A 24,893-nucleotide genomic window follows, 5' to 3' on the forward strand; every position below is an offset into this window, starting at 1 on the left:
TCGCGGGGAACGAGGAGGCGGGGCAGCGGTGACGCAGACGGTGGACACGCACGGGCAGGCGCTGAGGCTGGGGTACAAGGCGTCGGCGGAGCAGTTCGACCCCGCGCAGCTGGCGGACTTCGCCGTGCAGGCGGAGGAGTCCGGCCTGGACTCGGTGTGGATCTCCGACCACTTCCAGCCGTGGCGGCACGTGGACGGGCACGCCCCGGCGGCGCTGACGTGGCTGCCGTGGGTGGCGGCGCGGACCTCGCGGGTGCAGCTGGGCACCAGCGTGCTGACCCCCACGCTGCGCTACAACCCCGCCGTGATCGCCCAGGCGTTCGCGACGCTGGGCTGCCTGGCCCCGGGCCGGGTGATCCTCGGCATCGGCACCGGCGAGGCCCTGAACGAGACCGCGGTGGGCGTGGACTTCCCCGAGGCCAGGGAACGTTTCGCGCGGCTGCGCGAGGCGGTGCGGCTGATCAAGGCGCTGTGGTCGGGCGAGCGCGTCACCTTCGAGGGCGAGTTCTACCGGCTGCACGACGCGACCGTGTACGACCGCCCCACCTCCCCGGTGCCGATCTACGTGGCCGGTGGCGGGCCGGGGGTGACGAAGTACGCCGGCCGTGCCGGTGACGGGTACATCTGCACTTCCGGCAAGGGCATGGACCTGTACCGCTCCACGCTGCTGCCGGCGCTGGAGGAGGGGCTGGCCGCCGCCGGGCGCGAGGCCTCGGCGATCGACCGCACCATCGAGATCAAGGTGTCCTTCGACGAGGACCCGGCCCGGGCGCTGGAGAACACCCGCTTCTGGGCGCCGCTGTCGCTGAGCCCGGAGCAGAAGGCGGGCGTGCACGACCCGGTGGAGATGGCGCGCCTGGCCGACGAGCTGCCCATCGAGCAGGTCGCGAAGCGCTGGATCGTGGCCTCGGACCCCGCGCGGGTGGCGCAGGCGGTGCAGGAGTACGTCGACGCCGGGTTCACCCACCTGGTCTTCCACGCCCCCGGCCACGACCAGTCGCGGTTCCTGAGCCAGTTCACCGCCGACGTGGTGCCGCTGCTGCGGCCGGGGGTTCAGCGCCCGTAGAAGACGCGTTCCACCACCGCGCGGCAGCGGCGGGTGGTGCGCAGGTACAGCTCCTCGAACTCCCCCGCCGACCCCGGCTCGAACCCGAACAACCGGGCGACGCCGTCGAGGTCGCGCACGTGGGTGGGCAGCGAGTCGCCGGGCTTGCCGCGCCACAGCGCCACGGCGTTGCGGGCGCGCGAGGCCAGCGTCCAGGCGCCGACGAGGACCTCGGCGTCCTCGGCGTCCAGCACCCCGCAGCGCACCGCGCCGTGCAGGGCGCCGACGGTGGAGGTGGTGCGCAGGGCCTCGTGCTCCCCGGCGTGGCGCAGCTGAAGCAGCTGCGCGGTCCACTCCACGTCGGCGGTGCCGCCGCGGCCCAGCTTGAGGTGGCGCAGCGGGTCCGCCCCGCGCGGCAGCCGCTCGGCCTCCACGCGCGCCTTGATGCGCCGCACCTCGCGCACGTCCGCCTCCGCGAGCCCTCCCGCGGGCCAGCGCAGCGGGTCCACCAGTTCCAGGAACGCCTCGCCGAGGTCGGCGTCACCGGCCACGGGCCTGGCCCGCAGCAGCGCCTGCGCCTCCCACGGCTGCGACCAGCGCTCGTAGTACGCGCGGTAGCTGGCCAGCGAGCGCACCAGCGGCCCGTTGCGCCCCTCCGGGCGCAGGTCGGCGTCCACCTCCAGCGCCGGTTCTGGCCCCGGGGAGCCGAGCTGGCGGCGCAGCTCGGCGACGACCTCGGTGGCCGCCCGCTGGGCCTCCGTCTCGGGCGCGCCGGGCAGCGGGTCGTGCACGAAGAGGACGTCGGCGTCGCTGCCGTAGCCGGTCTCGGCGCCGCCCAGGCGGCCCATGCCCACCACGAGCAGCCGGGTGGGCAGGGCGCCGCCGGTGCGCCGCTCGACCTCGCGGGCGCTGACGCGCAGCGCGACGTCCAGGACGGCCTGGTCCGCGTCGGCCAGGGCCCGGCCCACCCCGGCGAGGTCGCGCGCCCCCACGAGGTCGGCCACGACGGTGCGGAACAGCTCGCGGCGGCGCACGCCGCGCACGGCCAGCACCGCCGTGGACGGCTCGGCGCGCCGGGCGGCGGCCGCGGCGGCGTCGGCGATGACCTCCGAGACGTCGTAGGGCGCCAGCCGGTCGTCGTCGGCGAACACCGCGACCGCCTCGGGGCTGCGCAGCAGCAGCTGGGCGGGCATCCGCGCCGCGGACAGCACCGAGGCCAGGCGCTCGGCGGCCGCGCCGGAGTCGCGAAGCATCGTCAGGTACCACTGGGTGCCGGCCAGGGCCTCGGAGACCTGGCGGTAGGTCAGCAGCCCGGCGTCGGGGTCGGCACCGTCGGCGAACCAGCCGAGCAGGACGGGCAGCAGCGTGCGCTGGATGCTGGCGCGGCGGCTGACGCCGGAGGTCAGGGCCTCCAGGTGCCGCAGCGCACCGGCGGGGTCGCGGTAGCCGAGGGCGGCGAGGCGGGCGCGCGCCGCCTCGGGGCTGAGCTGGGCGTCCAGGCGGGCGTCGGCCGCCGACAGCCGCGCCACCGCGGAGAGCAGGGGGCGGTAGAAGAGCTTCTCGTGCAGCCGGCGCACGTCGCGGCGGGTGCCGCGCCAGACGGTGTCGAGCGCGGCCACGGGGTCGCCGCGCAGGCCCATCGAGCGGCCCAGCCGGCGCAGGTCGGTCTCGGCGGTGGGCAGGACGTGGGTGCGGCGCAGCCGGTGCAGCTGGACGCGGTGCTCCAGCGAGCGCAGCAGCCGGTAGTCGCGGTCCAGCTCGCCGGCGTCGTGGCGGCCGACGTACCCGTAGGTGGCCAGGGCCTCCAGCGCCTCCAGGGTGTTGGCGCTGGCGCGCAGCCGCTCGTCGGTGCGCCCGTGGACCATCTGCAGCAGCTGGATGGAGAACTCCACGTCGCGCAGGCCGCCGCTGCCGAGCTTGAGCTGGCGCTCGGCCTCCTTGGAGGGGATGAGGGACTCCACCCGGCGGCGCATCGCCTGCACGTCCTCGACGAAGCCCTCGCGCTCCCCGGCGCTCCACACCAGGGGGGCGATGCCGCGCACGTACTCCCGCCCCAGGTCGCGGTCTCCGGCGAGGGGGCGAGCCTTCAGCAGCGCCTGGAACTCCCACGTCTTCGCCCAGCGGCGGTAGTACTCCAGGTGGCTGGCCAGGGTGCGCACCAGGGGGCCCTGCTTGCCCTCGGGGCGCAGCCCGGCGTCGACCTCCCACAGCGTCCCCTCGGCGGTGGGGGCGGAGCAGATGCGCTGCAGCGTGGCGGCCAGCTTGGTGCCGGTGCGCAGCGCCTCGGCCTCGTCGGCGCCGTCGGCGGGCTCGGCGACGTGCACGACGTCCACGTCGGAGAGGTAGTTCAGCTCCCGGCCACCGGCCTTGCCCATGCCGATGACGGCCAGGCGGCACTCCGCACCGCCGCCGGGCAGCTCGGCGCGGGCCAGCGCCAGGGCGGTCTCCAGCGCGGCGGCGGCCAGGTCGGCGAGCTCGGCGGAGGTCTCGTGCAGGACGGCGGTGGGGTCGGGCGCGGCCAGGTCGCGCCCGGCCAGGGCGAGCAGGCGGCGGCGGTAGGCCAGCCGCAGCGCGTCGGCACCGGGTTCACCGGCCGAGGCGTCGGCGGCGACCGGCACCGGTGCGGCGGGGTCGGCGCCGACCGCGCGCAGCAGCTCGGCGCGCAGCTCGCCGGGACCGGGCGCCGCGCCGGAGGACAGCACCGTCCAGTGACCGGGGTGGCGCACGAGGTGGTCGCCCAGCGCGAGGGAGCCGCCCAGCACCGCCAGCAGCCGCGCCCGGGTGCCGGCGGTGCCGGGATCGTCACCGTCGCGCAGCACCTCGCGCGCGGCGTGCGCCCCGGCGGCGGGGTCCGCGGGGGGCGACGCGGCCAGGGACTCGCTCCAGCGCACCAGGGCGAGCAGCGCCTGGTCGGGGTCGGCGGTGCGGCCCAGGGCGCGCACCAGACCGGCGGTGGCCTCGTCCGCCAGCGGCTCGTCGCCGCCGCCCGCGCGCACCACGTCGGCCAGCGCGGCGTCGCGCAGCAGCTGCAGGCCGCGGGCGGGGTCGGCGAACCCCGCCCGGGCCAGCTGCGCGGTGGCGCTGGTGCGCCGTCCGGGCCCGGTGCTCACAGCAGCGGCAGGTAGCGCTGCAGCTCGAAGGGCGTGACCTGCGCGCGGTAGTCGGCCCACTCGGCGCGCTTGTTGCGCAGGAAGAAGTCGAACACGCCCTCGCCGAGGGTCTCGGCGACCAGCTCGGAGCGCTCCATGACGGAGACGGCGTGCTCCAGGCTCTGCGGCAGCGGCTCGATGCCCATGGCGCGGCGCTCGGAGTCGGTCAGCGCCCACACGTCGTCCTCGGCGCCGGCGGGCAGCTCGTACTCCTCCTCGATGCCCTTCAGCCCGGCGCTGAGCAGCACCGCGAAGGCCAGGTAGGGGTTGCAGGAGGAGTCCAGCGCCCGGTACTCCACCCGCACCGACTGCGCCTTGCTGGGCTTGTACATCGGCACCCGCACCAGCGCCGAGCGGTTGTTGTGGCCCCAGCTGACGTAGCTGGGGGCCTCGCCGCCGCCCCACAGCCGCTTGTACGAGTTGACGAACTGGTTGGTCACCGCGGTGATCTCGGCGGCGTGGCGCAGGACGCCGGCGATGAACTGCCGGCCGGTGCGCGAGAGCTGGTACTCGGCACCGGCCTCGTAGAACGCGTTGGCGTCGCCGTCGAAGAGCGAGAGGTGGGTGTGCATGCCCGAGCCGGGCTGGTTCTCCAGGGGCTTGGGCATGAAGCTGGCGTACAGCCCCATCTCCCCGGCGACCTCCTTCAGCACGGTGCGGAACGTCATGACGTTGTCCGCGGTCGTCAGGGCGTCGGCGTAGCGCAGGTCGATCTCGTTCTGCCCGGGGCCGCCCTCGTGGTGGCTGAACTCCACCGAGATGCCCATGCTCTCCAGCACCGAGATCGCCTCGCGGCGGAAGTCCGTGGTGGTGCCGCCGGGGTGGTTGTCGAAGTAGCCGACGTAGTCCACCGGCTCGGGCACCGCGCCGCGCTGCAGGGGCCCCTTGAAGAGGTAGAACTCGATCTCGGGGTGCGTGTAGAAGGTGTAGCCGTGCTGGGCTGCGCGGTCCAGGGCTCGCTTGAGCACGTTGCGCGGGTCGGAGCGGGCCGGCTGCCCGTCGGGCGTGAGGATGTCGCAGAAGATGCGCGCGGTGCCCTGGTGGTCGTCGGTGGTGCGCCAGGGCAGCACCTGGAAGGTGCTCGGCTCGGGCTTGAGCAGCATGTCGGACTCCGACACTCGCGAGAGGCCCTCGATGGCGGAGCCGTCGAAGCCGATGCCCTCGCCGAAGGCGCCCTCGAGCTCGGCCGGGGCGATGGCCACCGACTTCAGCGTCCCGATGACGTCGGTGAACCACAGCCGGACGAAGCGGATGTCGCGCTCCTCCAGCGTGCGCAGCACGAACTCCTGCTGGCGGTCCATGGCCACCCTTCCCGTCGTCGCTCACGAGGACCCCGGCGGTCGTCGGCGCCCTGCGGCGCCATCCTCCCCCATGCCCCCGCCGGCGCCCCGGAGCCCCCGCCCGCCGGGTGGTCGCGAGGCCCGTGACGGCGCTCACTAGGGTGAGCGGCATGCCTCAGCTGCGGGTGGCCATGGCGCAGGTCGACACGACCGTCGGCGACCTCGACGGGAACGTGCGCTCGGTGCGGGAGTGGGCGCGGCGCGCCGCGGAGGACGGCGCGCACCTGGCGCTGTTCCCCGAGACCGCCGTGACGGGGTACCCGGTGGAGGACCTGGCGCTGCGCCGGTCCTTCGTGGACGCCTCGAAGCGGGCCCTGGGGCGGCTGGCCGCGGAGCTGGCCGACGACGGCAACGGCGAGCTGGTCGTGGTCGTCGGCTACGTGGACCGCACGCCCGAGCCGGAGCAGGGCCTGACCCCTCCGGGCGGCCCCACCGGCCGGCGCGACCTGCCGCAGAACTGCGCCGCGGTCCTGCACCGCGGGCGCGTGGTGGCCCGGTGCGCCAAGCACCACCTGCCCAACTACGGCGTCTTCGACGAGTACCGCATCTTCGTGCCCGGCGAGGACCTGCTGGTGGTGCGGGTGCGCGGGGTGGACGTGGCCGTGGCGATCTGCGAGGACCTGTGGCAGGACGGCGGGCCGGTGCAGAAGGCCGGCGACGCCGGGGCGGGCCTGCTGGCGGTGCTCAACGCCTCCCCGTACGAGCGCAACAAGGACGACGTGCGCCTGGAGCTGGTCGAGCGGCGCGCCGCGGAGGCCGGCTGCCCCGTCGCGTACGTCAACGCCGTCGGCGGCCAGGACGAGCTCGTCTTCGACGGCGACTCCCTCGTGGTGGACGCCGGGGGGCGGGTGCTGGCGCGCGGGCCGCAGTTCACCGAGGCGCTCGTCGTGGCGGACCTGGACCTGCCGGCGGCGGACACCTCCCCGGACTGGGTGGGCGGCGTGCGCCGGGTGACGGTCAGCGACGAGCCGGTGCCCGCGTACGAGCCCCGCGAGGGGGTGCACCACGAACCCCTGCCGGACGTCGCCGACGTGCACGCCGCCCTCGTGCTGGGCCTGCGGGACTACGTGCGCAAGAACGGGTTCCGCTCGGTGATCGTCGCGGTGTCCGGCGGCATCGACTCCGCGCTGGTGGCCTCGCTGGCGTGCGACGCGATCGGGCCGGAGAACGTCGTGGGCATCTCGCTGCCCTCGGGGTACTCCTCGCAGCACTCCCGCGACGACGCCGAGGACCTGGCTCGCCGCTGCGGGTTCGAGTACCGGCAGTACCCCATCGCGCCGATGGTCGAGGCCTTCCTGGGCGCGGTGCCGCTGACGGGTGTGGCCGAGGAGAACCTGCAGGCGCGGGTGCGCGGCACCACCCTGATGGGCCTGGCCAACCAGGAGGGCCACCTCGCGCTGGCCACCAGCAACAAGAGCGAGCTGGCCGTGGGGTACTCCACCCTGTACGGCGACTCCGTGGGCGGGTACGCACCGCTGAAGGACGTGCCCAAGACGCTGGTGTGGGAGCTGTCGCGCTGGCGCAACGCGCAGGCCGCCGAGCGCGGTGAGCAGCCGCCGATCCCGGAGAGCACCATCACCAAGCCGCCGTCGGCGGAGCTGCGCCCGGACCAGACCGACCAGGACTCCCTGCCGCCGTACGAGGTGCTGGACGCGATCCTGGAGGACTACGTCGAGGGCGACCGCGGCCGCGCGGAGATGCTCGCGGAGGGCTTCGACGCCGCGGTCGTCGACTCCGTGGTGACGCTGGTGGACCGCGCGGAGTGGAAGCGCCGCCAGTTCGCACCGGGCCCGAAGATCTCCTACAAGGCGTTCGGCCGCGACCGCCGCCTGCCCATCTCCAGCCGCTGGCGCGAGCCGGCCGCCGGCCCGGAACTGGCGCCCCCGGTGGTGCCCGGCGACGCCGCCCGGCAGGCGCTGACGTGAGCTCGGGCTACGCCACCGAGGAGCCCGCACCGCGCCGGCGCACCCGGGTGCACCACCTGACGGCGATGAAGGAGCGCGGCGAGCGGTGGGCGATGCTCACCAGCTACGACGCGCTGACCGCGGCCGTCTTCGACGAGGCGGGGATCCCGGCGCTGCTGGTGGGCGACTCGGCGGCCAACACGGTGCTGGGGATGCCCAGCACCCTGGGCGTGACGCTGGAGGACCTGCTGCCGATGGTGCGCGCGGTGGTGCGCGGCGCCCCGCACGCGCTGGTCGTGGCGGACCTGCCGTTCGGCACGTACGAGGCCTCCGACGAGCAGGCGCTGGCCTCGGGCGTGCGGCTGATGAAGGAGGGCGGCGCGCACGCGGTGAAGCTGGAGGGCGGGGTGCGCAGCGCCTCGCGGGTGCGGGCGCTGGTGGACGCGGGGATCCCCGTCATGGGGCACGTGGGGTTCACCCCGCAGGCCGAGCACGCCCTGGGCGGGTACCGGGTGCAGGGCCGCGGGGACGCCGCCGACGCCGTGGTGGCCGACGCGCGCGCCGTCGCGGAGGCGGGGGCGTTCTCGGTGGTGCTGGAGATGGTGCCGGCGGACGTGGCCGGGCAGGTCACGCGCACCCTGGCGATCCCCACCGTCGGCATCGGCGCGGGCGCCGGGTGCGACGCGCAGGTGCTGGTGTGGCAGGACTTCGCCGGCCTGTCCGAACGCACCGCGCGGTTCGTCAAGCGGTACGCGGACCTGCGCGGCGCGCTGGGCGAGGCGGCGCGCGCCTACGCCGAGGACGTGCGCGCCGGGACGTTCCCCGGCCCCGAGCACTCCTTCTGAGCCGGCCGCGCCGAGCGATCCGTCCCGCGCACCGCCGCCAGCAGCCAGCGCGCCGTCTCCTCCCCCGCCGCGGCGCCTGCCGCCTCCAGCAGCCGGACCCCCGGGTGGTCCCAGCCGGCGCGGAGGAGTTCACCGTGGCCCGGGCGCACCGCCGCGCGCGCCGCCACGAGCAGGTCCGCGTCGAGCAGCGAGTCGCCCGCGGCGACGAAACCGGCGAACCCGCCGCGGCGCACCACCTCGGCCACCGCGGCGGACTTCGTCAGCGGCCGCGGTACCGCGTACAGCTTGCGGCCCTGCAGGGACACCGCGTACCCCCAGCCGTCCAGCAGGACCGTCAGGTCCCCCAGGAGCGCACCCTCCAGCGCCGGGCGCTGGCCGTCACGCAGCACCGCGTAGCAGAACAACCCGGGCACGTCCCGCACCGCGGGTTCCGCGGAACCCGGCACCGCCGCGCGGGCCTCGCCCACGACGCGGGTGAGGCGCGCGTGCACGCGCTCCAGCGGTGCGCAGCCGCCGAGGTCCCGGCGCACCCGCGCCGTCCACGCCTCGTCCGGTTCGCCGTCGACGAGCAGGACCCCGCCGTTCGCGCACACCGCCAGCCGCGGGGGCCGCTGCGGCCAGCGGATGCGCAGGTACTGCTCCGGGGTGCGGGTGGTGACGGGCACGAACGCGCCCGACGCCACCAGTTCGCCCAGCACCTCCCACGCCGCGGGCGTCACCCAGGAGATCGTGCGGCCGTCGTACTCCTCGACCGGCACGAGGCCGGCGACGTCCGCGCCGGCCGAGCGCTCGGAGAACACCAGCGTCTGGTCCAGGTCGCTGGCCGCCAGCACACCGCTCACGGCGCCGCCCCCGCTCACGGGGCCACCTGCGCCACGCGCCCGTCCGCGCCGGTGGCGCCGCGCGTGTACCTCGGGTGGATCAGGCCGACGGCGCTGTACGCCAGCCCCGGCACCTCCTGCACGGGAACGCCGCGCTGGTCGGCCAGCAGCCGCAGGTGCGCCAGGTCGCCGGGGTGCTCCAGCTCCGCGTCCGGGCGCACCAGCACCCGCCACGGCACCCGCCGCAGCAGCACCCGCGTGGTCTCCCCCACCCCGGGCTTGACGAGGTTCACGTCGCCGATGCCGAACTCGGCGGAGATCCGCTCCACCTGCGCCCAGCCGGCGAACGTGGGCTCGCGCTCCCCCGCCCGCACGGCCTCCACGGCGGCGGGGACCTCACCGGCCACGTCGTCGAAGAAGCCGGACACCACGTCCAGGAAGCGGTTCGAGACGTCCGCACCGGCCAGGTCGGCGTAGAACTTCGCGCCGTGGAAGCGGCCCGGCCCGATGAGCCGGTCGTTCAGGACGGTGCGGCTGACCAGGCCGGAGACGGTGGAGTTCAGGCACGCCGACGGCACGAGGTAGTCCGCGCGGCTGCCGAAGGTCCGCGCGCACGAGCCGGGGTCGGCCAGCACCGCCAGGTCGTCGCAGAAGCCGCCCACCCCTGAGGAGGCCAGTGCCGCCGACAGCTCCCGGGCGATGGCGCCCTTGCCGGTCCAGGCGTCCAGGAACACCACGCGCGCGGGGTCGTGGTGCGCCGCCAGCCAGCGCAGCGCCAGCGCGTCGATGCCCCGGCCGCGCACGATGGAGATCGCGTAGTGCGGCCAGTCCAGGCCCTCGCGGGCGGCCCAGCGGCGCAGCAGCACCCCCACCGGCGTGCCGGCGCGCGCCAGCGAGGCCACCACGAGCTGCTCGCCGCGCTCGGCGCGCAGCAGCCCGGCGACGACGCCGACGCCCAGGGCGACGCGGCGCGCCGTGCGCTGCAGGGCGGCCTCGAACAGCGCCCCGTACTCGGCGCTCGGCACGTACTCCACCGGCAGGGACTCGGCGTAGTGCGCCCCGCCGGACTGCACGGCCTCCTCGCGCTCCTCGGCGGGCGCCTCCAGCGCCGCCCCCGACAGGTCGGTGAGCAGCCAGGCGACCTCGTCGGGCGCGTAGCTGGAGAAGGCGGGGCCCCGCAGCGGCTCGGGCAGGGCGGTGCTCACGGGTGCGGGCTCCAGACGTCGGCGGGCAGGGTGGCCAGGTGCAGGCGCTCGGCCAGCGGCGCCAGGGCCGCCAGGGCGCCGTCGGGGGCGCGCAGGGCGGCGGGGTCGGAGGCGGAGTCCACGACGAGCACGAGCGCGCCCCAGGGCGGTTCGCCGCGCGCGGTGCGGTCGGCGTTGTGGGCGTAGCGCACGCCGGGACCGTCCACCGCCGGGTCGTGGCTGCGGAAGGCGGCGGAGGAACGCACGGCGTAGCCGTCGGCGTCCACGGCCAGGACCGGGGAGCGGGTGGTGGAGGAGAACCGGACGGTGCCGGCCAGCCGCTGGGCGAGCTGAGCGGCCAGCAGCAGCGGGGCGTGCATGAGCTCCTCGCTGGCCAGCACCAGCACGTCCTCGGCGCCCGCCAGATCCGCGGCCGCGGGCCCGGCGAGGTCGGCGGCGGCCACGGCGGCCGCGTGCCGCGGCGCGGTGCCGAAGCGGGCGGTGGTGGGCACCCGCGCCGGCCAGTCCACGGGCAGCGCGGCCGCGGCCGGCACCGGGCGCTCTCGCGGGGCGGGAGGAGCGACGGCTGCGACGAGCCGTTCCCCGCGGGTCAGCACGTCCGGCGGCAGCCGCACGCTGCCGGCGGCGAGGGCGACCGCGTCGACGCGGGCACCCAGTTCGGCGGCCAGCGCGTCCAGCCGCTCGTGGTCCGTTGCGGAGCGCACGTCCACCAGGGCTGCCACGACGTAGTGCTCGCGGGGCGTGCGGGCGTGCAGCGCCCGCAACGTGTTGGCGACGGTGCGGCCGGTGGAGAGCTCGTCGTCGACGAGCACCAGCGGTGAGGCCGGGTCCGCCAGGCGGGCCAGCACCTCCGGCTCGGCCGGCAGCAGCTGGTGGCCGGTGGCGTGGGAGTGCTCCTCCTCGAAACCGGCGTAGCCGTCGGCGCCGGGGACCGCGCGCCGGGTGGAGTGCAGGCAGGCGGCCCCCAGCGCCTCGGCGACCGCCTGGCTCAGCCCGGTCGCGGTCTCGGCGTACCCGACGACGAGGGCACCGGGCACCGGTGCGGTGCCGGCGAGCGCGGCGTCCAGCACCTGCCGGGCCGCCGGGCCGTCCCCGGCCAGGGCGGCCCGCCAGGCGACGGCGGGCGGGCCCTGCCGGGCGGGGGCGCCCAGCGCGGTGGCGGCCAGCGCACCCAGGCGCAGCCCGGCCGCCCGCACCAGGCGCGGGTCGGTGGGCACGTGCTTGCCCAGCACGGCGGAGACCAGCAGGTGGGCGCGGCGGGGGTTGCGCCGCAGCGCCAGCCCGAGCAGGTCGCGCACGTGCAGCCCGTCCGCGCCGGGCTGTCCGTCCAGCCGGACGTCCAGCCGGTCCTGGACCCACGAGCCGGCCCACGCGTCCAGCGCCCTCACCGCTGCACCTCCGTCGACGCTGCGGCGGCCCGCTCACCGGCGGGGTGCGCGAACGCCTGCCAGGCGTCGTCCTGCGCCTGCAGCAGGTGCGCGTAGGAGACGTCCGGGCGGGCGACGCCGAAGGCGCGCGACCGGGCCAGGACCCGCTCGGCCCACGGCCGGTGCGGGCCCGCCTCGTTCATCTTGTTGCGGTAGCTGGAGGCCATGACCCCGCCCGCGGTCTGGGCCAGGACGTCGGAGGCGTCGCAGAAGTCCTCGTGGGTCACCACCGACACCGCGTGCACCACCGCCACGTGCGAGGGGTGGATGACCGTCTTGCCCTGCAGGCCGTTGACGCGGTCCAGCTCCAGCTCGCGCACCAGCCCGTCGAGGTCCTCGGCGATGAGCTGCTCGCGCAGGTCCTCGGCGCCCGACCCCGCGAAGGGCCCGGCGGCCAGGGTGGTGCGGAAGACCCGCGGGCCGGAGGTGAAGTGCTCCCACACCGGTGCGGTGATGGGGTAGCCGCTGCCGTCGGCGCGGCCCAGCACGTTGATGACGTCGCCCAGGACGCCGGCGACGACCCGCACGTCCCACACCGTGGCCCCGCGCGGGCGGCGCAGACCGTAGGCGGCGGACAGGTCCGTGGCGCCGGTGCGCACCGCCAGCACCAGGTCGCGGTGATCGTCCAGGACGGCCCGCACGGCGAACAGCGCCTCGTGCCGGGTGTCGAGGTGGGCGATGTCGCGGCTCTCCAGCACGGGCATCGCCCACAACCGCCGGCCCGCGAGCTCCGAGGCGCGCCGCACCGCCTGCATCCAGAGCCGCGGGTCCGGCTGGCCCGTGCCGCCGAACTTGGGCAGGACGAAGCCCTGCAGGCAGTCCACGCCGACACCGCTACGCTCGACGACGGCGAGGAGCTGCTCGGGGGTGCGCGCACGCACGAACAGCATCAGCGGCGGCCCCTGGGCCCACTCGGGGTGCCGGGCGAGGTCCGCCAGCTCGCGCACCAGGGTGTCCTCGGCGTGGCCGACGCGGTCGTCGGGCACCGAGTCCTCCAGGCACGCCACGGCGCTGCGCACACCGCGGCGGGCCAGGCGCAGCAGGTCGTCGGCCAGGCGCTGGCGGGTGGCCGGGCAGTAGATCGTGGCGCCGAGCGCGACGGCGAGCTCGTCCCGCCCGGCGGCCAGGTCGACCGGCCGCGGCGGGTGCAGGAACAGCGCGGCGGTGCGCCCGGGGTCGAGCTCGGCGAAGTGGCGCACGACGGCGCTCCTCCTCCCGTCGGGTTGGAGAGGTGGGCGGTGGGGCGCTGCTCAGAGGTGCGGGGTGATCGCCGGCAGGAGGTCGCGGAAGGTGCGCCCGGAGGCGGGCTGGCCGATGGCGGTCATGGACCAGCCGGAGCCGTCGCGGCTGAGCTTGGCCATGACCTGCGCGGTGTGGCTGCCGGAGCCGGTGAGCCGGTACCGGGCCAGCTCCACCGCCTGCGGCTGCGCGGTGTCCAGCAGCCGGCAGTAGGCGTTCTCGATGGAGGAGAAGTCCTGGCCGGTGAAGCTGTTGACCGTGAAGACGAGGGAGACGACCCGCTCGGGCACCGCGGGCAGGTCCACGACGATCACCTCGTCGTCGCCCTCGCCCTCGCCGGTGAGGTTGTCGCCGGTGTGGGTCACCGAGCCGTCCTTGCTGCGCAGCTGCTGGAACCAGGCGGTGTCCACGAGCTGCCCGGAGGCGTCGAACAGCAGGCAGGAGGCGTCCAGGTCCACGTCGATGGACTTTCGCCGGCCCAGGAAGCCCTTGGCGACGGCGTCCCAGCCCAGGCCCATCGAGACCCGGGTGAGCGAGCCGCCGCCGGCCTTGCTCAGCGACAGCTTCTGGCCCTTGGTGAGGTCGACCACGTGCTGACTCCTCCTCGTGCGGTGTTCTCCGGTGTTCCGGGAGCGTTCAGGTGTTCCGGGAGCGTTCAGGTGTTCCGGGAGCGTTCAGGCGTGCCGGGGGACGGTGCCGCCCGGGTCCCAGGCCAGGTCGTCGAAGCCGAAGGCCTCGGCGACCTCCTGCTGCGGGCCGGTGAAGAACTCGTTCTCGCGGCGCACCACGAGCTCCCCGCCCACGTCGTGGACGGAGACCAGTGCGCAGGTGCGCGCTCCCGGCGGGGCGTTCGTGGCCCAGGCCTGCAACCGGGCCCCGTCGCGGCGGCGCAGCGTGATGCGCGGGGCGAGGGCGGTGAAGTCCGGCGGCTGGGGGCGCACCGCGTAGACGTAGAGGACGAGGCGGCGCAGCAGCTCCAGGTGGCGGGTGTCCACCAGCAGCTCCTCACCCTCCTCGCTGCGCGCCCCCAGGCGCAGCACCTGGCGGGCGCCGTAGCCGGGGGCGGCGAGCAGGTCGCCCAGGGACTGCACGAGGCCGCTGCGCCGGTCGCGGGTCTCCCACAGGCACCCCAGGTGCAGGTCGGTGGAACGCTGCAGGCCGGAGGCGCTGCGCTGCGGTTCCCACTCCAGCAGCACGCGCAGGGTGCCCGTGCCGCGCTCCGCGGCGGGCACCCGCGCCGAGGGGCGCTCGTCGTCGAGCACGAGGAGCGACTCGGAGCGCCGGGCGCTGCCCACGGCGGCGGCCGGGGCCGCCGGGGCGGGTGCGGCGGGGACCGGTGCGGTGGGTGCCGGTGCGGGTCGTACCGGGGTGAGCACCTGCTCGCGCACCGCGGGCGCCGGTTCGGCGCGGGGGGTGGGCGACGGCGCCGGGCGCCGGGCGGGCCGGGGCGCCAGGTGGTCGACCAGCGTGCGGTCGCTGCGCCGCGGCCCGGGGCGGCCGAGGAAGTTGTGCACCTCCTCGGCCGGCCTGTTCACCCCCGCCACCGCGCCCTCCTCCGTGCTCACCGCCCCGTGCCGGGGCCCTGCGCCGTCACCGCACCGCCGGGGCCGTCAGTGCGCCTCCGCGTGCGCCTGGACGTGCGCGTCCTCGGGGTGGCGGCGGTTGTGCACGATGGAGCTGATGAGGGCCGCCACGATGAAGGCCAGGCCGATGAGGCCGGTGACCACCTCGGGGACGTGCACCTCGATGCTGATGATGAGGATGACCGCGAGGGCGCCGATCGCCCACAGCGCGCCGTTCTCCAGGTAGGGGTACTGCGCCAGCGTCCCCTCCTTGACCAGGTGCACGGTCATGGAACGGATGTACATGGCGCCGACGCCCAGGCCGATCGCGATGATGATCGGGTCGGAGGTGATGGCGAACGCGCCGATGACGCCGTCGAAGGAGAACGAGGCGTCCAGGACCTCCAGGTACAGGAACAGGAAGAACGCCGCCTTGCCGGTGGCCTTGGCCACACCGGTCGGGCCGCTGGCACCGCCACCGCCGGTGGTGCTCGTGCCGCCCTGGCCGGGCACGGGCGCACCGCCGCCCTCCAGCGGCGTGTCCCGCTCCGCCTCGTCGTGGCCCTCGCCGTGCTCGAGGTGCTCCTCGACGTTGAAGAGCTCACCGAGGCCGTTGACCAGCAGGTACGTCAGGATGCCGGCCAGGCCGGAGGCCAGCACCGTGCGGCCGTGGTCGGTCGCGAAGGTCTCCGCCGCCACGAGCAGGACCGCGCCGGCGACGACGACCTGGACCGCCTCCAGCTTGCCCGCGCGCTCGCCGAAGCGCTCGAGCGGCTTGAGCCAGTGGTGCTCCTTCTCGCCGAAGAAGAAGTTGAGGAACAGCATCAGCAGGAACATGCCGCCGAAGGCCGCGATCGTCGGGTGGGCCTGGTTCAGCTCGTACCCGTACGTGCCGGGCTCCTCGGGGTCCCCGCCCTGCAGCGCCAGCTCCACCGTCTCGACCGGGCCCAGCCCGGCGGTGACGCTGACCAGGACGATCGGGAAGACCAGCCGCATGCCGAAGACGGCGATGATGATGCCGACGCTGAGGAAGATCTTCTGCCAGAAGTCGCTCATCCTCTCCAGCACCGTCGCGTTCACGACGGCGTTGTCGAAGGAGAGGCTGATCTCCAGGACGCAGAGGATGGCCACCAGCAGCAGAGCCTGGAAGATGCCCAGGTGGGCCGTCAGGCCGTACCAGGCGGCCAGCACCAGCCCGGCGATCGTCACGGCGAACGACCAGCCGTAGGTCTTGAGGATCACGCGTCTGCTTCCTGTTCGTCAGGACCCGCCGCGCGGGTCGGTCACCGCACCTTCTCAGGAGCGGCGCGGCAGGGCGAACCGCCGCGCGGCACGGGGCCGCGCGGCGGTGTCCCGCCGGCCGAGGCGGGGTGGTGTCAGACGCTGACGCCGAAGTCGGTGGCGATGCCGCGCAGGCCGTCGGCGTAGCCCTGGCCCACGGCGCGGAACTTCCAGTCGGCCCCGTTGCGGTACAGCTCGCCGAAGACCATGGCGGTCTCGGTGGAGGCGTCCTCGGAGAGGTCGTAGCGGGCGACCTCGGTACCGCCGTCGGCGTTCACCACGCGGATGAAGGCGTTGCGGACCTGGCCGAAGGACTGCTTGCGGGTGTCGGCGTCGTAGATGGCGACGGTGAAGACGACCTTCTCGATCTCCGCGGGGATCCCGGAGAGGTCGACGTTGATCTTCTCGTCGTCGCCGTCGCCCTCACCGGTGCGGTTGTCGCCGGTGTGCTCCACGGAGCCCTCGGGGGACTTCAGCTGGTTGAAGAAGACGAAGTAGCCGTCGTTGGGCACCTTGCCGTTGGCCCCGACCATGATCGCCTGCGCGTCGAGGTCGAACTCCGAGCCGGTGAAGCTGTTCGCGTCCCAGCCGAGCCCGATGACGGCGCGGGTCATGCCCGGCGCCTCCTTGGTGAGGGAGACGTTGCCGCCCTTGCTGAGGCTGACGCCCATGGTGTGCGCTCCGTTTCGTCGGTCCTGCGTCGGTCGTGCGTGGTGCCGCACCCGTGTCTACCGCGTGCGGCAGGTCCCCGCCCCCGCTGAACGTGCACGGGGGGGCGGGTGGTTCCGCCGGGCCGGGCCGCGAGCGCGGCCGGCCCGCGTGCTCAGCCGCGCGACCCCGAGAAGAGGCCGCCGATGGCGCCCAGGCCCTGCTGGTCGGGCTTGACGGCGTTCTTGGCGAGCGCCTTCGCGAAGCCCTCGATGGTGACCGACTGCAGGATCACGCGCCCGTTGCCGCGCAGCGTGGCCAGCGTCAGGCCCTCGCCGCCGAAGACGGCGCTCATGATGCCCTGCCGGTTCAGCCGACCGACGGTCTCCACGCTGTACTCCACCCCGTCGTCCCAGGCCACGATGCAGCCGGTGTCCACGCGCACCGTGCCGCCGTAGTCGGCGGGGTTGAGGTCGATGAAGTCCCCGGCACCGGCGATGAGCAGCGAGCCGCGCCCGGTGAACCTCTCCAGGATGAAGCCCTCGCCGCCCATGAGCCCCTGGCCCAGCCCGGAGAAGGCGATGTCGAAGCGCACGCCGGCCTCGGCGGCGACGAAGGCGTCCTTCTCGGCGAACCAGGTGGTGGAGCCGTCCAGCTCCAGGTGGCGCATCTCGCCGGGCAGCACGCCCGCCAGGCCCAGCAGGCCGTCCCCGCCCGGGGTGGAGAAGTGCTGGAAGGCGAACGACTCCCCGGCCAGCACCCGCTTGCCGGCGCCGACCGCGCCGCGCAGCAGCCCGCCCAGGCCGCCCTCGCCGCCCCCCTCCCCCGGAGCGGTCAGCTTGGTCTCCATGACGACGTCCCCGGAGGAGAACAGGAACTTGCCCGCCTCCGCGTAGACGACCTGTCCCGGCCGCAGGGTGACCACCGCCATCTGCGTGGTGGTGCCGACCAGCTGCACGTCGAGGCTCACGATCCGCTCCTCACCGTTCGCTCCTCAGGTCCGGCGCCGGGTCCGGCGGCGGTGCTCACAGGTCCAGCTCGCCGCGGCGGAACTTCGACTCCAGGAACCGGGTCTGCTGCTGCTGGCGGTCCACGTCGGCGTCGTGCACGGCGTCGCGCAGCCGCCGGCAGCCCTCCAGGAGCAGGTGCAGCTGGCTGCGCAGCTCCTCGGCCGGAGTGGTCCCGGCGGGCGTGCGGTGCTCGCGGGCGTAGTCGGCGGGCAGGGCGAGGTAGTCCTCCACCGTGCGCGGCAGGTGCTCGGTGGCCAGGGTCTCCAGGTCGTGGCGCACCCGCGGGTCCGCGCCGCGCTCGGCCACCCGCAGCAGCAGCGGCCCGAGCAGGTCCGCGACCTCGTGCACGAGGACGACGTCGGTGCGCTCGAAGCGGCCGCTGCTGTCGACGCGGTGCACGGTGGCGATGAGGGCGCGCTCGGCGTCGCTGACCGGGGGCACCGCGTCCGGCGGCCGGCGGTCGGGGAAGGGCCGCGGCGGGACCGCGCCGGCGGGCGGGTGCCCCGGGCCGGTGAGCGGGCGGTTGCCCGCGGAGGGGCCGGTGAGCGCGGGCGGGCCACCGGCGGCCTCGGCGCGCAGCGCCCGCATCTCCCGCTTGCGGCGGCGCCGCAGCTCCTTCTTGTGCGTCTCGTAGGCGGTGTTGGCGCCGATCCAGGCGAACATCACCACCAGGGCGAGTTCGGCCCACTGGACGGCGAAGAGGGTGATCCACAGGCCCATCCAGGCGAAGCGGACCGCCTGCAGGACGGGGTCCGGGACGAACCCGACCTTCGGGAGGGTGGCGCCCAGGGGGGTCAGGCGCGACTCGTCGATCCCGAGCTCCTCCAGCTCGCGGGCCTCGGCGTCGTCGGCGCTGCACGCCGCGTGCGACCCGTGCGCTCCCTCGACGGCCTTCTTCCCGCGCGGCTTCCCCTTCCCGCCCGACTTCCCCTTGCCGCCGGACTTCACCGGCGGCGAGGGCGGCCTGGGCCGGAACGGCGCCGGCGGGGGCGTCGAGCGGACGGGGACCGCGGCTCCCGCGACCGGCGGCGGCTCGCCCGGCGCCTCGCGCGGCCGCTCCGGGGGCTGCTCCCCGCCCCTGCTCAGGTCGACCCCCACGACGCCTCCTACAGGTCCAGGTCCGAGCGGCGGAACTTCGCGTCCAGGAAGCGGCCCTGCTCGCTGAGCAGGCGCGCGTCGTGGTCGTACACGGCCTGCTGCAGCTCGCGCGCCCCCTCCAGCAGCAGCCCGAGCTGCTTGACCAGCTCCTCGGCGGGCGTGGTGCCCGCCGGGCCGCGGTGGTGCAGCGCGTAGTCCTCCGGCAGGTCCAGGTAGCGCTCCAGCGCCTGCGGCAGGTACTCGGTGACGATCGCCTCGAGGTTGTGCATCTCCTCGACCTGCGCGCCGCGGCGCGCGACGTGCGCCAGCAGGGGCCGCAGGACGTCCTCGACCTCGCGCACGGCGGGCACCGCCCCGTCGGGCAGGCGGCCGCCGGCGCGGTTGGCGCGCTGCACGGTCTCGCGCAGGCGGGCCTGCAGCGCCTGCACCGGGTCGGCCGGCTCGGGCGGTCCCACCGGGACGGACGGGGCGGACGGGGCCGGCTCCAGCGCCGCGTTCGTGAAGGCCGCCTTGATCCGCAACCAGCGGGAGTTCGCCATGATCGAGTGCACCAGCCCCAGTCCCCAGGTGCCGAACGCGAGCAGCAGGCCCAGCACGTTCGCGAGCAGCACGTCACCGGCGAGCAGCGCGAAGGACGCCCCGAAGGACGCGAAGTACCCCGCGGCGGCGGCGACCCACGCCGGCCGGCGGCCGCGCAGGCCCATGTACAGGAACGCCAGCCACGGCAGCCCCACCGCGGGGATCGCCAGCCACCAGGAGTTCGCCGCGCGCCAGGCGCGGCTGCGCAACCGTCGCGAGACGAGCTCCGGCGGCGCCTGCGCCGGCCCGCTGCGCCGGCGCGCCGCGACGTCGCCGCCGCGGCCGCGGGCCCGCAGGGCGCGCGGCGCGCGCTCGGCCACCTCGCTCACCTCCCCGGCCCCGGCAGCGCGGGGCCGGAGCCGTCGCCCTCGCCGTTGCGCGCCCGCTCCAGGTAGGAGCGCGAGCGGTGCACCTGACCCTCCAGCGCGTCCACGGTGGAGGCCATGCTCACGACGGCCTGCTGCTTGAAGGTGTCGATGGCGTCCATGGTGGCGAAGACGTTGTCGAAGGCCTTCTGCAGCGTGGCGACGTCCACCGTGGCCGTGGAGGCCTGCTGGTGGATCTGCCCGGTCTGCTGCTTGAGCATCTCCGAGGTCGACAGGATCATCTGGTTCGTCGTGGTGTTCAGCGCGTTGATCTGGTCCAGCACGAGCTTCTGGTTGGCCAGCGCCTGCGCGACGATCACGGCCGTGCGCAGCGCCGCGACCGTGGTGGTCTGCGCCCGGTCCACGCCCTTGATGAGCTCGATGTTGTTCTTGCGCACCAGGTCCAGCGCCAGGTACCCCTGCACGCTGACGGCCAGCTGGGTCAGCAGGTCCTGGTGGCGCTGGCGGATCGGGAAGAGCGCGTCGGAGGTCAGGGCGTCCGCCGCGGCCGGGTCGCTGACCCGCAGCTCCTCGATCTTGGCCACCGTGGCCTCGTCCAGCGCCTTGGCGAGGGTGGCGTACTCGGTGAGCTTGCCCATCGTGGCCCACAGGTGCTGCTTCTCGGACTCGATGGAGGCGTTGTCCCGGCGCAGCTCGTCCTGACCGCTGGCGAGGGCCTTGATGATGGCGTCCAGCTGGGACTGGGCGTCCTGGTAGCGCTCGAAGTACCGCTGGATCTTGTTGCCCATCGGGATGATCCCGAGGATCTTCTTGGCGCCCTTGAGGTCGGCGCGGCCCGGGTCCAGCTCGGTGACCGTGCGGCGCAGGTCCAGCAGCGTGCCGGCGACCTTCACCTGCGCGTCCGCGCCCGGCCCGGCGGCCTTCTGCCCCTTGGCGCCGGCCAGCGAGGACGCCGGGCGCTCCAGCATGCGGTTGGAGACCTGCGCCGAGGCGCGCACCTCCTGCTCCCCCATCCGCGTGATGTCGTCCACGCGCTTGGTGAAGGCGGGGCTGCGCGGGTCCTGGGCGGCGAGGTCTGCGACGAACGCCTGCGCCTTGCGGGCCAGCTCGGTGCGGGTGGCCTCGTCCAGCGGGATCATGCTCTCGGCCTGCTCGTCGGCGACGACGGGCACGGGGGCCGGGGGCGTCAGGTTGAGGTCGCTCGCGACCGGCGCCGTCGCCGCGGGCGGCGTCAGCGGCTTGCTCAGGTCCAGCGACTCCGACATCAGGCGGTTCCCCTCGTCCTCGACCACTGCCACGCGCGGCTCATCCTAGGAGCCGCACCGGCTCAACGATCCTGGCCCCGCAAGGGTGCCCGCGGCATCCACCCGACGGAGGACCCCCGGGTGCGCCCGGGGGTGGGGAGGGGCCGGCGGCGCGTGCCTCACCAGTCGTCCTCCTCCTCGTCCCTGCGGTCCTCGGCCTCCGTGCGGGCCCGGGCCAGCTCGGGGGCGCGGGCGGCCTCCTCGCGGGTGGCGTACGGGCCCAGCAGGTACTTGCCGGGCGCGCGGCGCTCGTCGTCCTGCACCTCACCGGTGCGCGTGTCGTAGTAGTACGGTCCTGCGCTCACGCCCGCCATCCTCGCCCCTGCGGGCGCCGGGCGCACCCGACCTAGACTCCCCGCATGAGCTCCGGCACCACCACCACCGGCACCACCGCCCCCCCGGGCGACCTCGTCCCCGGGACGGTGGGCCCGCGGCGGCCGGTGCCCGCCTCGATCCCGCGCCCCGAGTACGTCGACCGCCCGGCGCCGGCGCCCTACACCGGCTCGCACGTCATCGACCCCGAGGGCGTGGAGCGCATCCGCCGCGCCGGGCGGCTGGCCGCGCAGGCGATGGAGGAGGCCGCGAAGCGCATCGCGCCGGGCGTCACCACCGACGAGCTGGACCGGGTCTGCCACGAGTTCCTCTGCGACCACGGCGCCTACCCCTCCACGCTCGGCTACCGGGGCTTCCCGAAGTCGCTGTGCTCCAGCGTCAACGAGGTCGTCTGCCACGGCATCCCCGACTCCACGGTGCTGCGCGACGGGGACATCGTGAACCTCGACGTCACCGCCTACCTGGACGGCGTGCACGGCGACAACAACGCCACCTACCTGTGCGGCGAGGTCGACGAGCAGTCCCGCCTCCTGGTCGAACGCACCCGCGAGGCCACCCGCCGCGGCATCGCAGCCGTCGCCCCGGGGCGCGCGATCAACGTGATCGGGCGCGTCATCGAGGCCTACGCCAAGCGCTTCGGCTACGGGGTGGTGCGCGACTTCACCGGTCACGGCGTGGGCCCGGCGTTCCACTCCGGCCTCGTGGTGCCGCACTACGACGCCGCTCCCGAGCACGCCACCGTCATGGAACCGGGCATGGTCTTCACCGTCGAGCCGATGCTGACGCTGGGCACCCACGAGTGGGACATGTGGGAGGACGGCTGGACGGTGGTGACCAGGGACCGCAAGCGCAGCGCGCAGTTCGAGCACACGATCGTCGTCACCGAGACCGGCGCGGAGGTCCTCACGCTGCCCTGAGCCCGCCGCACGCCCGCCCGGGCACCCCGCGCCCGCCTCGCTCGTTGCCCCCTCGACACCCCCGTCGAGAGGAGCCCGCAGTGAACGCCCTCGCCACCACCGGCCTGGTCCGCCCTGCCCGCGGCAAGCTGATCGCCGGCGTGTGCGCCGGCCTCGGACGCCGGTTCGGGCTGTCCGCCAACGTCGTGCGCCTGCTGTTCCTGCTGTCGTGCCTGATCCCCGGGCCGCAGTTCCTGGCGTACCTGGCCCTGTGGGTGATCATGCCCAGGGAGGGGTCGGCGCGCGCCGTGCGCTGAGGCGCGGCGCGCCGGGCGGCGCCGCGAGCCGCTCTTGCCTACGCTCGGCGTCGTGAGCACTCCGACGGCGTCCAACAGCGGCATGCCCGCCACCCCCTCCCCCGCGCGCCCCGCGCGCGCCCTCGGGGTCGACATCGGGGGCTCCGGCATCAAGGCCGCCCCGGTGGACCTGTCCGCCGGGGAGTTCGCCGCCGAGCGGGTGCGGCTGGCGACCCCGCAGCCGGCCACCCCCGCGGCGGTCGCGCCCGTGGTCGCCGAGGTGCTCGCCGGCTTCGACGCCGCCCCGGACACCCCGATCGGCATCACGTTCCCGGCGGTGGTGCAGCACGGCATCACCCGCACCGCCGCCAACGTGGACCCCTCCTGGATCGGCACGGACGCCGAGGCGCTGTTCTCCGACGCCCTGGGCCGCCCCGTGCTCGTGGTCAACGACGCCGACGCCGCCGGGTACGCCGAGACGGCCTTCGGCGCCGCCAAGGGCGTGAAGGGCGTCGTGGTCGTCACCACGCTGGGCACCGGCATCGGCAGCGCGCTCATCGTCGACGGCACCCTGGTGCCGAACACCGAACTGGGGCACCTGGAGATCGGCGGGCACGACGCGGAGAAGAAGGCCGCCGACTCCGCCCGCGAGCGCCACGACCTGTCGTGGCAGCAGTGGGCCAAGCGCCTGCAGCGGTACTACTCGCACCTGGAGGACCTGCTGTGGCCGGACCTCATCGTCGTGGGCGGCGGGGTCAGCAAGAAGCACGAGAAGTTCCTGCCGCTGCTGGACCTGCGCACCCCGATCGTCCCCGCGGCGCTGCGCAACGACGCGGGCATCATCGGCGCCGCCTCGCTGGCGGCGGCCCGCGCGCGGGGTTGAGCGACGCGCCGCCCGGCGGGCGGCACTAGGGTCGCCCCGTGAGCGACGCGACGCTGCGGTTCGGACTCTTCGTCCCCCAGGGCTGGAAGCACGACCTGGTGGGGCTCGTCCCCGCCGAGCACTGGCCGGCGATGCGCTCGCTGGCGCAGCGCGCCGACGCCGGGGACGTGTGGGAGTCGATCTGGGTCTTCGACCACTTCCACACCGTTCCCGAGCCCACGGACGAGGCGACCCACGAGGCGTGGACGCTGATGGCCGCGTTCGCCGCCGCCACGGAACGGGTCCGCCTGGGCCAGATGTGCACGTGCATGAGCTACCGGAACCCGGCGTACCTGGCGAAGGTCGCCGCCACGGTCGACGTCGTCTCGGGCGGCCGCGTGGAGATGGGCATCGGGGCCGGGTGGTACGAGCACGAGTGGCGCGCCTACGGGTACGGGTTCCCCGGCGCCGGTGAGCGGCTGGCCCGCCTGGCCGAGGGCGTGCAGATCATGCGGCAGGCGTGGACCGAGGGCGTGTCCACGTTCGCCGGCGAGCACTACCGCACCGACGGCGCGATCGTGCGTCCGCTGCCGCTGCAGGAGGGCGGCATCCCGCTGTGGATCGCCGGCGGCGGTGAGCGCAAGACGCTGCGGTACGCGGCGCAGTGGGCGCGGTGCACCAACTTCGACGGCACGCTCGAGGGGTTCACGCACAAGTCGCGGGTGCTCGAGGAGCACTGCCGCGAGGTGGGCACCGACTTCGGCTCCATCGTGCGCAGCGCCAACTACAACGTCGCGATCGGCCGGGACGAGGCGGAGGTCGCCGAGCGCCTCGCCGAGCGGCGCGCGGTCCTGGAGCGGCACGTCGGCGCCGACGCCGCCGAGCGCGAGATGGGGTCGCTCGCCCCGCACCTGCCGGGGGTGGGCACGCCGGAGCAGATCGTCGAGAAGCTGAAGCCGGTCGTCGAGGCGGGCATGACCTACCCGATCCTGTACTTCCCCGAGGCGGCCACCGACACCAGCGGGATCGAGCTGTTCGAGCGCGAGGTCGTCCCGGCGCTGCGCGGCTGAGGCCGGCTGGCGCGCCGCCGCCGGTGGTGTCCGGCCGGGGCGGCATGCTGACCGGGTGAGCGAGGACCGGGTGGGCGAGGCCCCGCCGACCGACGGCGCAGCGGACGAGGACCTCGAGGGCCGGATCTGCGCGTTCTGCGGCGGGGTCGAGGACGTCGGCGAGCAGGAGCGCCTGGGGGTGCGGGTGCGCGTGTGCGCCGGGTGCACCGCCCGCTTCGGCCGGCAGCGGCCCCGGGAGCGCGGCACCGCGGCGTCCGCCCGCCCCGTCGGCCTGCCGCCGACGCTGGGGCAGCAGTCCTCCGAGGTGCTGCGGCACGTGGCGCGGATGGCCGAGCGCGCCGCCGCCCGCCCGTACGCCGAGGAGGAGTGCGGGCGCTGCGGGGCCCCCGTGCACGTCTACCGCAGCGCCGGCGGCGCGGACCGGGTGGTGCTGGCGAAGGACGCCGTGCTGGCGGCGTCGGTCCCGGCAGAGGTGCGCTGGCGCGTGCGCGACGGGCGCGCCGAACCCTTCGACGGCGGTGACGAGCAGCCGGGGGCGCGGGTGCTGCACGAGGTGGTGTGCGGCGCGGCGCCCGAACCGGCCAACCCGCGCCTGCAGCGGGCGTGGCGGGGCAACCGCGAGGGCGCGGGCGGAGCGCCGGCGGGCTGACGCC

21 protein-coding genes and 1 pseudogene are annotated in these 24,893 nt (G+C 75.3%); 8 read left to right on the forward strand and 14 right to left on the reverse strand.

The genetic code is table 11. From position 1 onward, the window contains the following. Positions 1 to 28: 28 nt before the first annotated feature. A complete protein-coding gene (gene fgd, locus ACRYR9_RS07585) occupies positions 29 to 1,066 on the forward strand; it encodes a glucose-6-phosphate dehydrogenase (coenzyme-F420) (protein ID WP_432491362.1) in 1,038 nt (345 codons plus the stop codon). Here the strand turns inward: fgd and ACRYR9_RS07590 are convergent. Beyond that, on the reverse strand, positions 1,054 to 4,155 hold the full coding sequence (locus tag ACRYR9_RS07590; RefSeq protein WP_432491364.1) for a bifunctional [glutamine synthetase] adenylyltransferase/[glutamine synthetase]-adenylyl-L-tyrosine phosphorylase: 3,102 nt from the start codon (positions 4,153 to 4,155) through the stop codon (positions 1,054 to 1,056). The genes fgd and ACRYR9_RS07590 overlap by 13 nt on opposite strands. Continuing rightward, positions 4,152 to 5,495, reverse strand: coding sequence for a glutamine synthetase family protein (locus ACRYR9_RS07595; protein ID WP_432491366.1), 1,344 nt, complete (start codon positions 5,493 to 5,495; stop codon positions 4,152 to 4,154). The genes ACRYR9_RS07590 and ACRYR9_RS07595 overlap by 4 nt, the downstream gene beginning before the upstream one ends. Before the next feature lie 149 nt (positions 5,496 to 5,644). Between ACRYR9_RS07595 and ACRYR9_RS07600 the strand changes: the two genes are divergently transcribed. Continuing rightward, positions 5,645 to 7,459 carry an NAD+ synthase gene (locus ACRYR9_RS07600; RefSeq protein WP_432491368.1) on the forward strand — a complete coding sequence of 605 codons (1,815 nt, stop codon included), beginning with the start codon at positions 5,645 to 5,647 and terminating at the stop codon, positions 7,457 to 7,459. Then, a complete protein-coding gene (gene panB / locus ACRYR9_RS07605) occupies positions 7,456 to 8,283 on the forward strand; it encodes a 3-methyl-2-oxobutanoate hydroxymethyltransferase (RefSeq protein ID WP_432491370.1) in 828 nt (275 codons plus the stop codon). The genes ACRYR9_RS07600 and panB overlap by 4 nt, the downstream gene beginning before the upstream one ends. On the opposite strand, the gene ACRYR9_RS07610 is transcribed toward panB, so the two are convergent. The 12 genes and pseudogenes from ACRYR9_RS07610 to ACRYR9_RS07665 form a co-directional block, all read right to left on the reverse strand. Then, a complete protein-coding gene (locus tag ACRYR9_RS07610; protein WP_432491372.1) occupies positions 8,229 to 9,143 on the reverse strand; it encodes an HAD family hydrolase in 915 nt (304 codons plus the stop codon). The genes panB and ACRYR9_RS07610 overlap by 55 nt on opposite strands. Next, positions 9,140 to 11,688, reverse strand: a pseudogene (locus ACRYR9_RS07615) (phosphoribosyltransferase domain-containing protein). Before ACRYR9_RS07615 ends, ACRYR9_RS07610 begins: the two are co-directional and overlap by 4 nt. A 5-nt stretch (positions 11,689 to 11,693) precedes the next feature. Continuing rightward, entirely contained in the window at positions 11,694 to 12,935 is a 1,242-nt protein-coding gene (locus tag ACRYR9_RS07620) for an HpcH/HpaI aldolase/citrate lyase family protein (RefSeq protein WP_432491374.1), read from the reverse strand. 51 nt (positions 12,936 to 12,986) lie between these two features. Then, positions 12,987 to 13,565, reverse strand: coding sequence for a TerD family protein (locus tag ACRYR9_RS07625; protein ID WP_432491376.1), 579 nt, complete (start codon positions 13,563 to 13,565; stop codon positions 12,987 to 12,989). Between the two features lie 84 nt (positions 13,566 to 13,649). Continuing rightward, the gene (locus tag ACRYR9_RS07630; protein ID WP_432491378.1) at positions 13,650 to 14,540 is read right to left on the reverse strand and encodes a hypothetical protein; all 891 of its coding nucleotides are present in this window, start codon (positions 14,538 to 14,540) and stop codon (positions 13,650 to 13,652) included. Positions 14,541 to 14,585: 45 nt separating this feature from the next. Next, the gene (locus ACRYR9_RS07635) at positions 14,586 to 15,779 is read right to left on the reverse strand and encodes a DUF475 domain-containing protein (RefSeq protein ID WP_432491380.1); all 1,194 of its coding nucleotides are present in this window, start codon (positions 15,777 to 15,779) and stop codon (positions 14,586 to 14,588) included. A 134-nt stretch (positions 15,780 to 15,913) separates the two neighbouring features. Beyond that, positions 15,914 to 16,489: a TerD family protein gene (locus ACRYR9_RS07640; RefSeq protein WP_432491382.1), complete on the reverse strand. Its 576-nt coding sequence runs from the start codon at positions 16,487 to 16,489 to the stop codon at positions 15,914 to 15,916. A gap of 152 nt (positions 16,490 to 16,641) precedes the next feature. After that, positions 16,642 to 17,436, reverse strand: a complete 795-nt coding sequence (locus ACRYR9_RS07645) for an AIM24 family protein (RefSeq protein ID WP_432491384.1) — start codon at positions 17,434 to 17,436, stop codon at positions 16,642 to 16,644. Positions 17,437 to 17,491: 55 nt separating this feature from the next. Further along, a complete protein-coding gene (locus ACRYR9_RS07650) occupies positions 17,492 to 18,574 on the reverse strand; it encodes a hypothetical protein (protein ID WP_432491386.1) in 1,083 nt (360 codons plus the stop codon). 8 nt (positions 18,575 to 18,582) lie between these two features. Beyond that, positions 18,583 to 19,473 carry a hypothetical protein gene (locus ACRYR9_RS07655; protein ID WP_432491388.1) on the reverse strand — a complete coding sequence of 297 codons (891 nt, stop codon included), beginning with the start codon at positions 19,471 to 19,473 and terminating at the stop codon, positions 18,583 to 18,585. Positions 19,474 to 19,478: 5 nt separating this feature from the next. Next, the gene (locus ACRYR9_RS07660; RefSeq protein WP_432491449.1) at positions 19,479 to 20,744 is read right to left on the reverse strand and encodes a toxic anion resistance protein; all 1,266 of its coding nucleotides are present in this window, start codon (positions 20,742 to 20,744) and stop codon (positions 19,479 to 19,481) included. 158 nt (positions 20,745 to 20,902) lie between these two features. Continuing rightward, positions 20,903 to 21,088, reverse strand: a complete 186-nt coding sequence (locus ACRYR9_RS07665; protein ID WP_432491390.1) for a methionine aminopeptidase — start codon at positions 21,086 to 21,088, stop codon at positions 20,903 to 20,905. A 54-nt stretch (positions 21,089 to 21,142) separates the two neighbouring features. On the opposite strand from ACRYR9_RS07665, the gene map reads away from it, so the two are divergent. The 5 genes from map (at position 21,143) to ACRYR9_RS07690 (ending at position 24,889) form a co-directional block, all read left to right on the forward strand. After that, positions 21,143 to 22,033, forward strand: a complete 891-nt coding sequence (map, locus tag ACRYR9_RS07670; protein ID WP_432491392.1) for a type I methionyl aminopeptidase — start codon at positions 21,143 to 21,145, stop codon at positions 22,031 to 22,033. An 80-nt stretch (positions 22,034 to 22,113) separates the two neighbouring features. Then, positions 22,114 to 22,329 (forward strand): PspC domain-containing protein, encoded by a 216-nt coding sequence (locus ACRYR9_RS07675; protein WP_432491394.1) that lies wholly within the window; start codon positions 22,114 to 22,116, stop codon positions 22,327 to 22,329. Positions 22,330 to 22,411: 82 nt separating this feature from the next. After that, positions 22,412 to 23,191: a polyphosphate--glucose phosphotransferase gene (gene ppgK, locus ACRYR9_RS07680; protein ID WP_432491451.1), complete on the forward strand. Its 780-nt coding sequence runs from the start codon at positions 22,412 to 22,414 to the stop codon at positions 23,189 to 23,191. A 53-nt stretch (positions 23,192 to 23,244) separates the two neighbouring features. Next, entirely contained in the window at positions 23,245 to 24,240 is a 996-nt protein-coding gene (locus ACRYR9_RS07685) for an LLM class F420-dependent oxidoreductase (protein WP_432491453.1), read from the forward strand. Between the two features lie 55 nt (positions 24,241 to 24,295). Beyond that, positions 24,296 to 24,889 (forward strand): DUF6083 domain-containing protein, encoded by a 594-nt coding sequence (locus ACRYR9_RS07690; protein WP_432491396.1) that lies wholly within the window; start codon positions 24,296 to 24,298, stop codon positions 24,887 to 24,889. The last annotated feature ends 4 nt before the right edge of the window (positions 24,890 to 24,893 follow it).

The sequence above is a fragment of the Kineococcus auxinigenes genome, from assembly GCF_050871525.1.
Taxonomy (GTDB): Bacteria; Actinomycetota; Actinomycetes; order Actinomycetales; family Kineococcaceae; genus Kineococcus.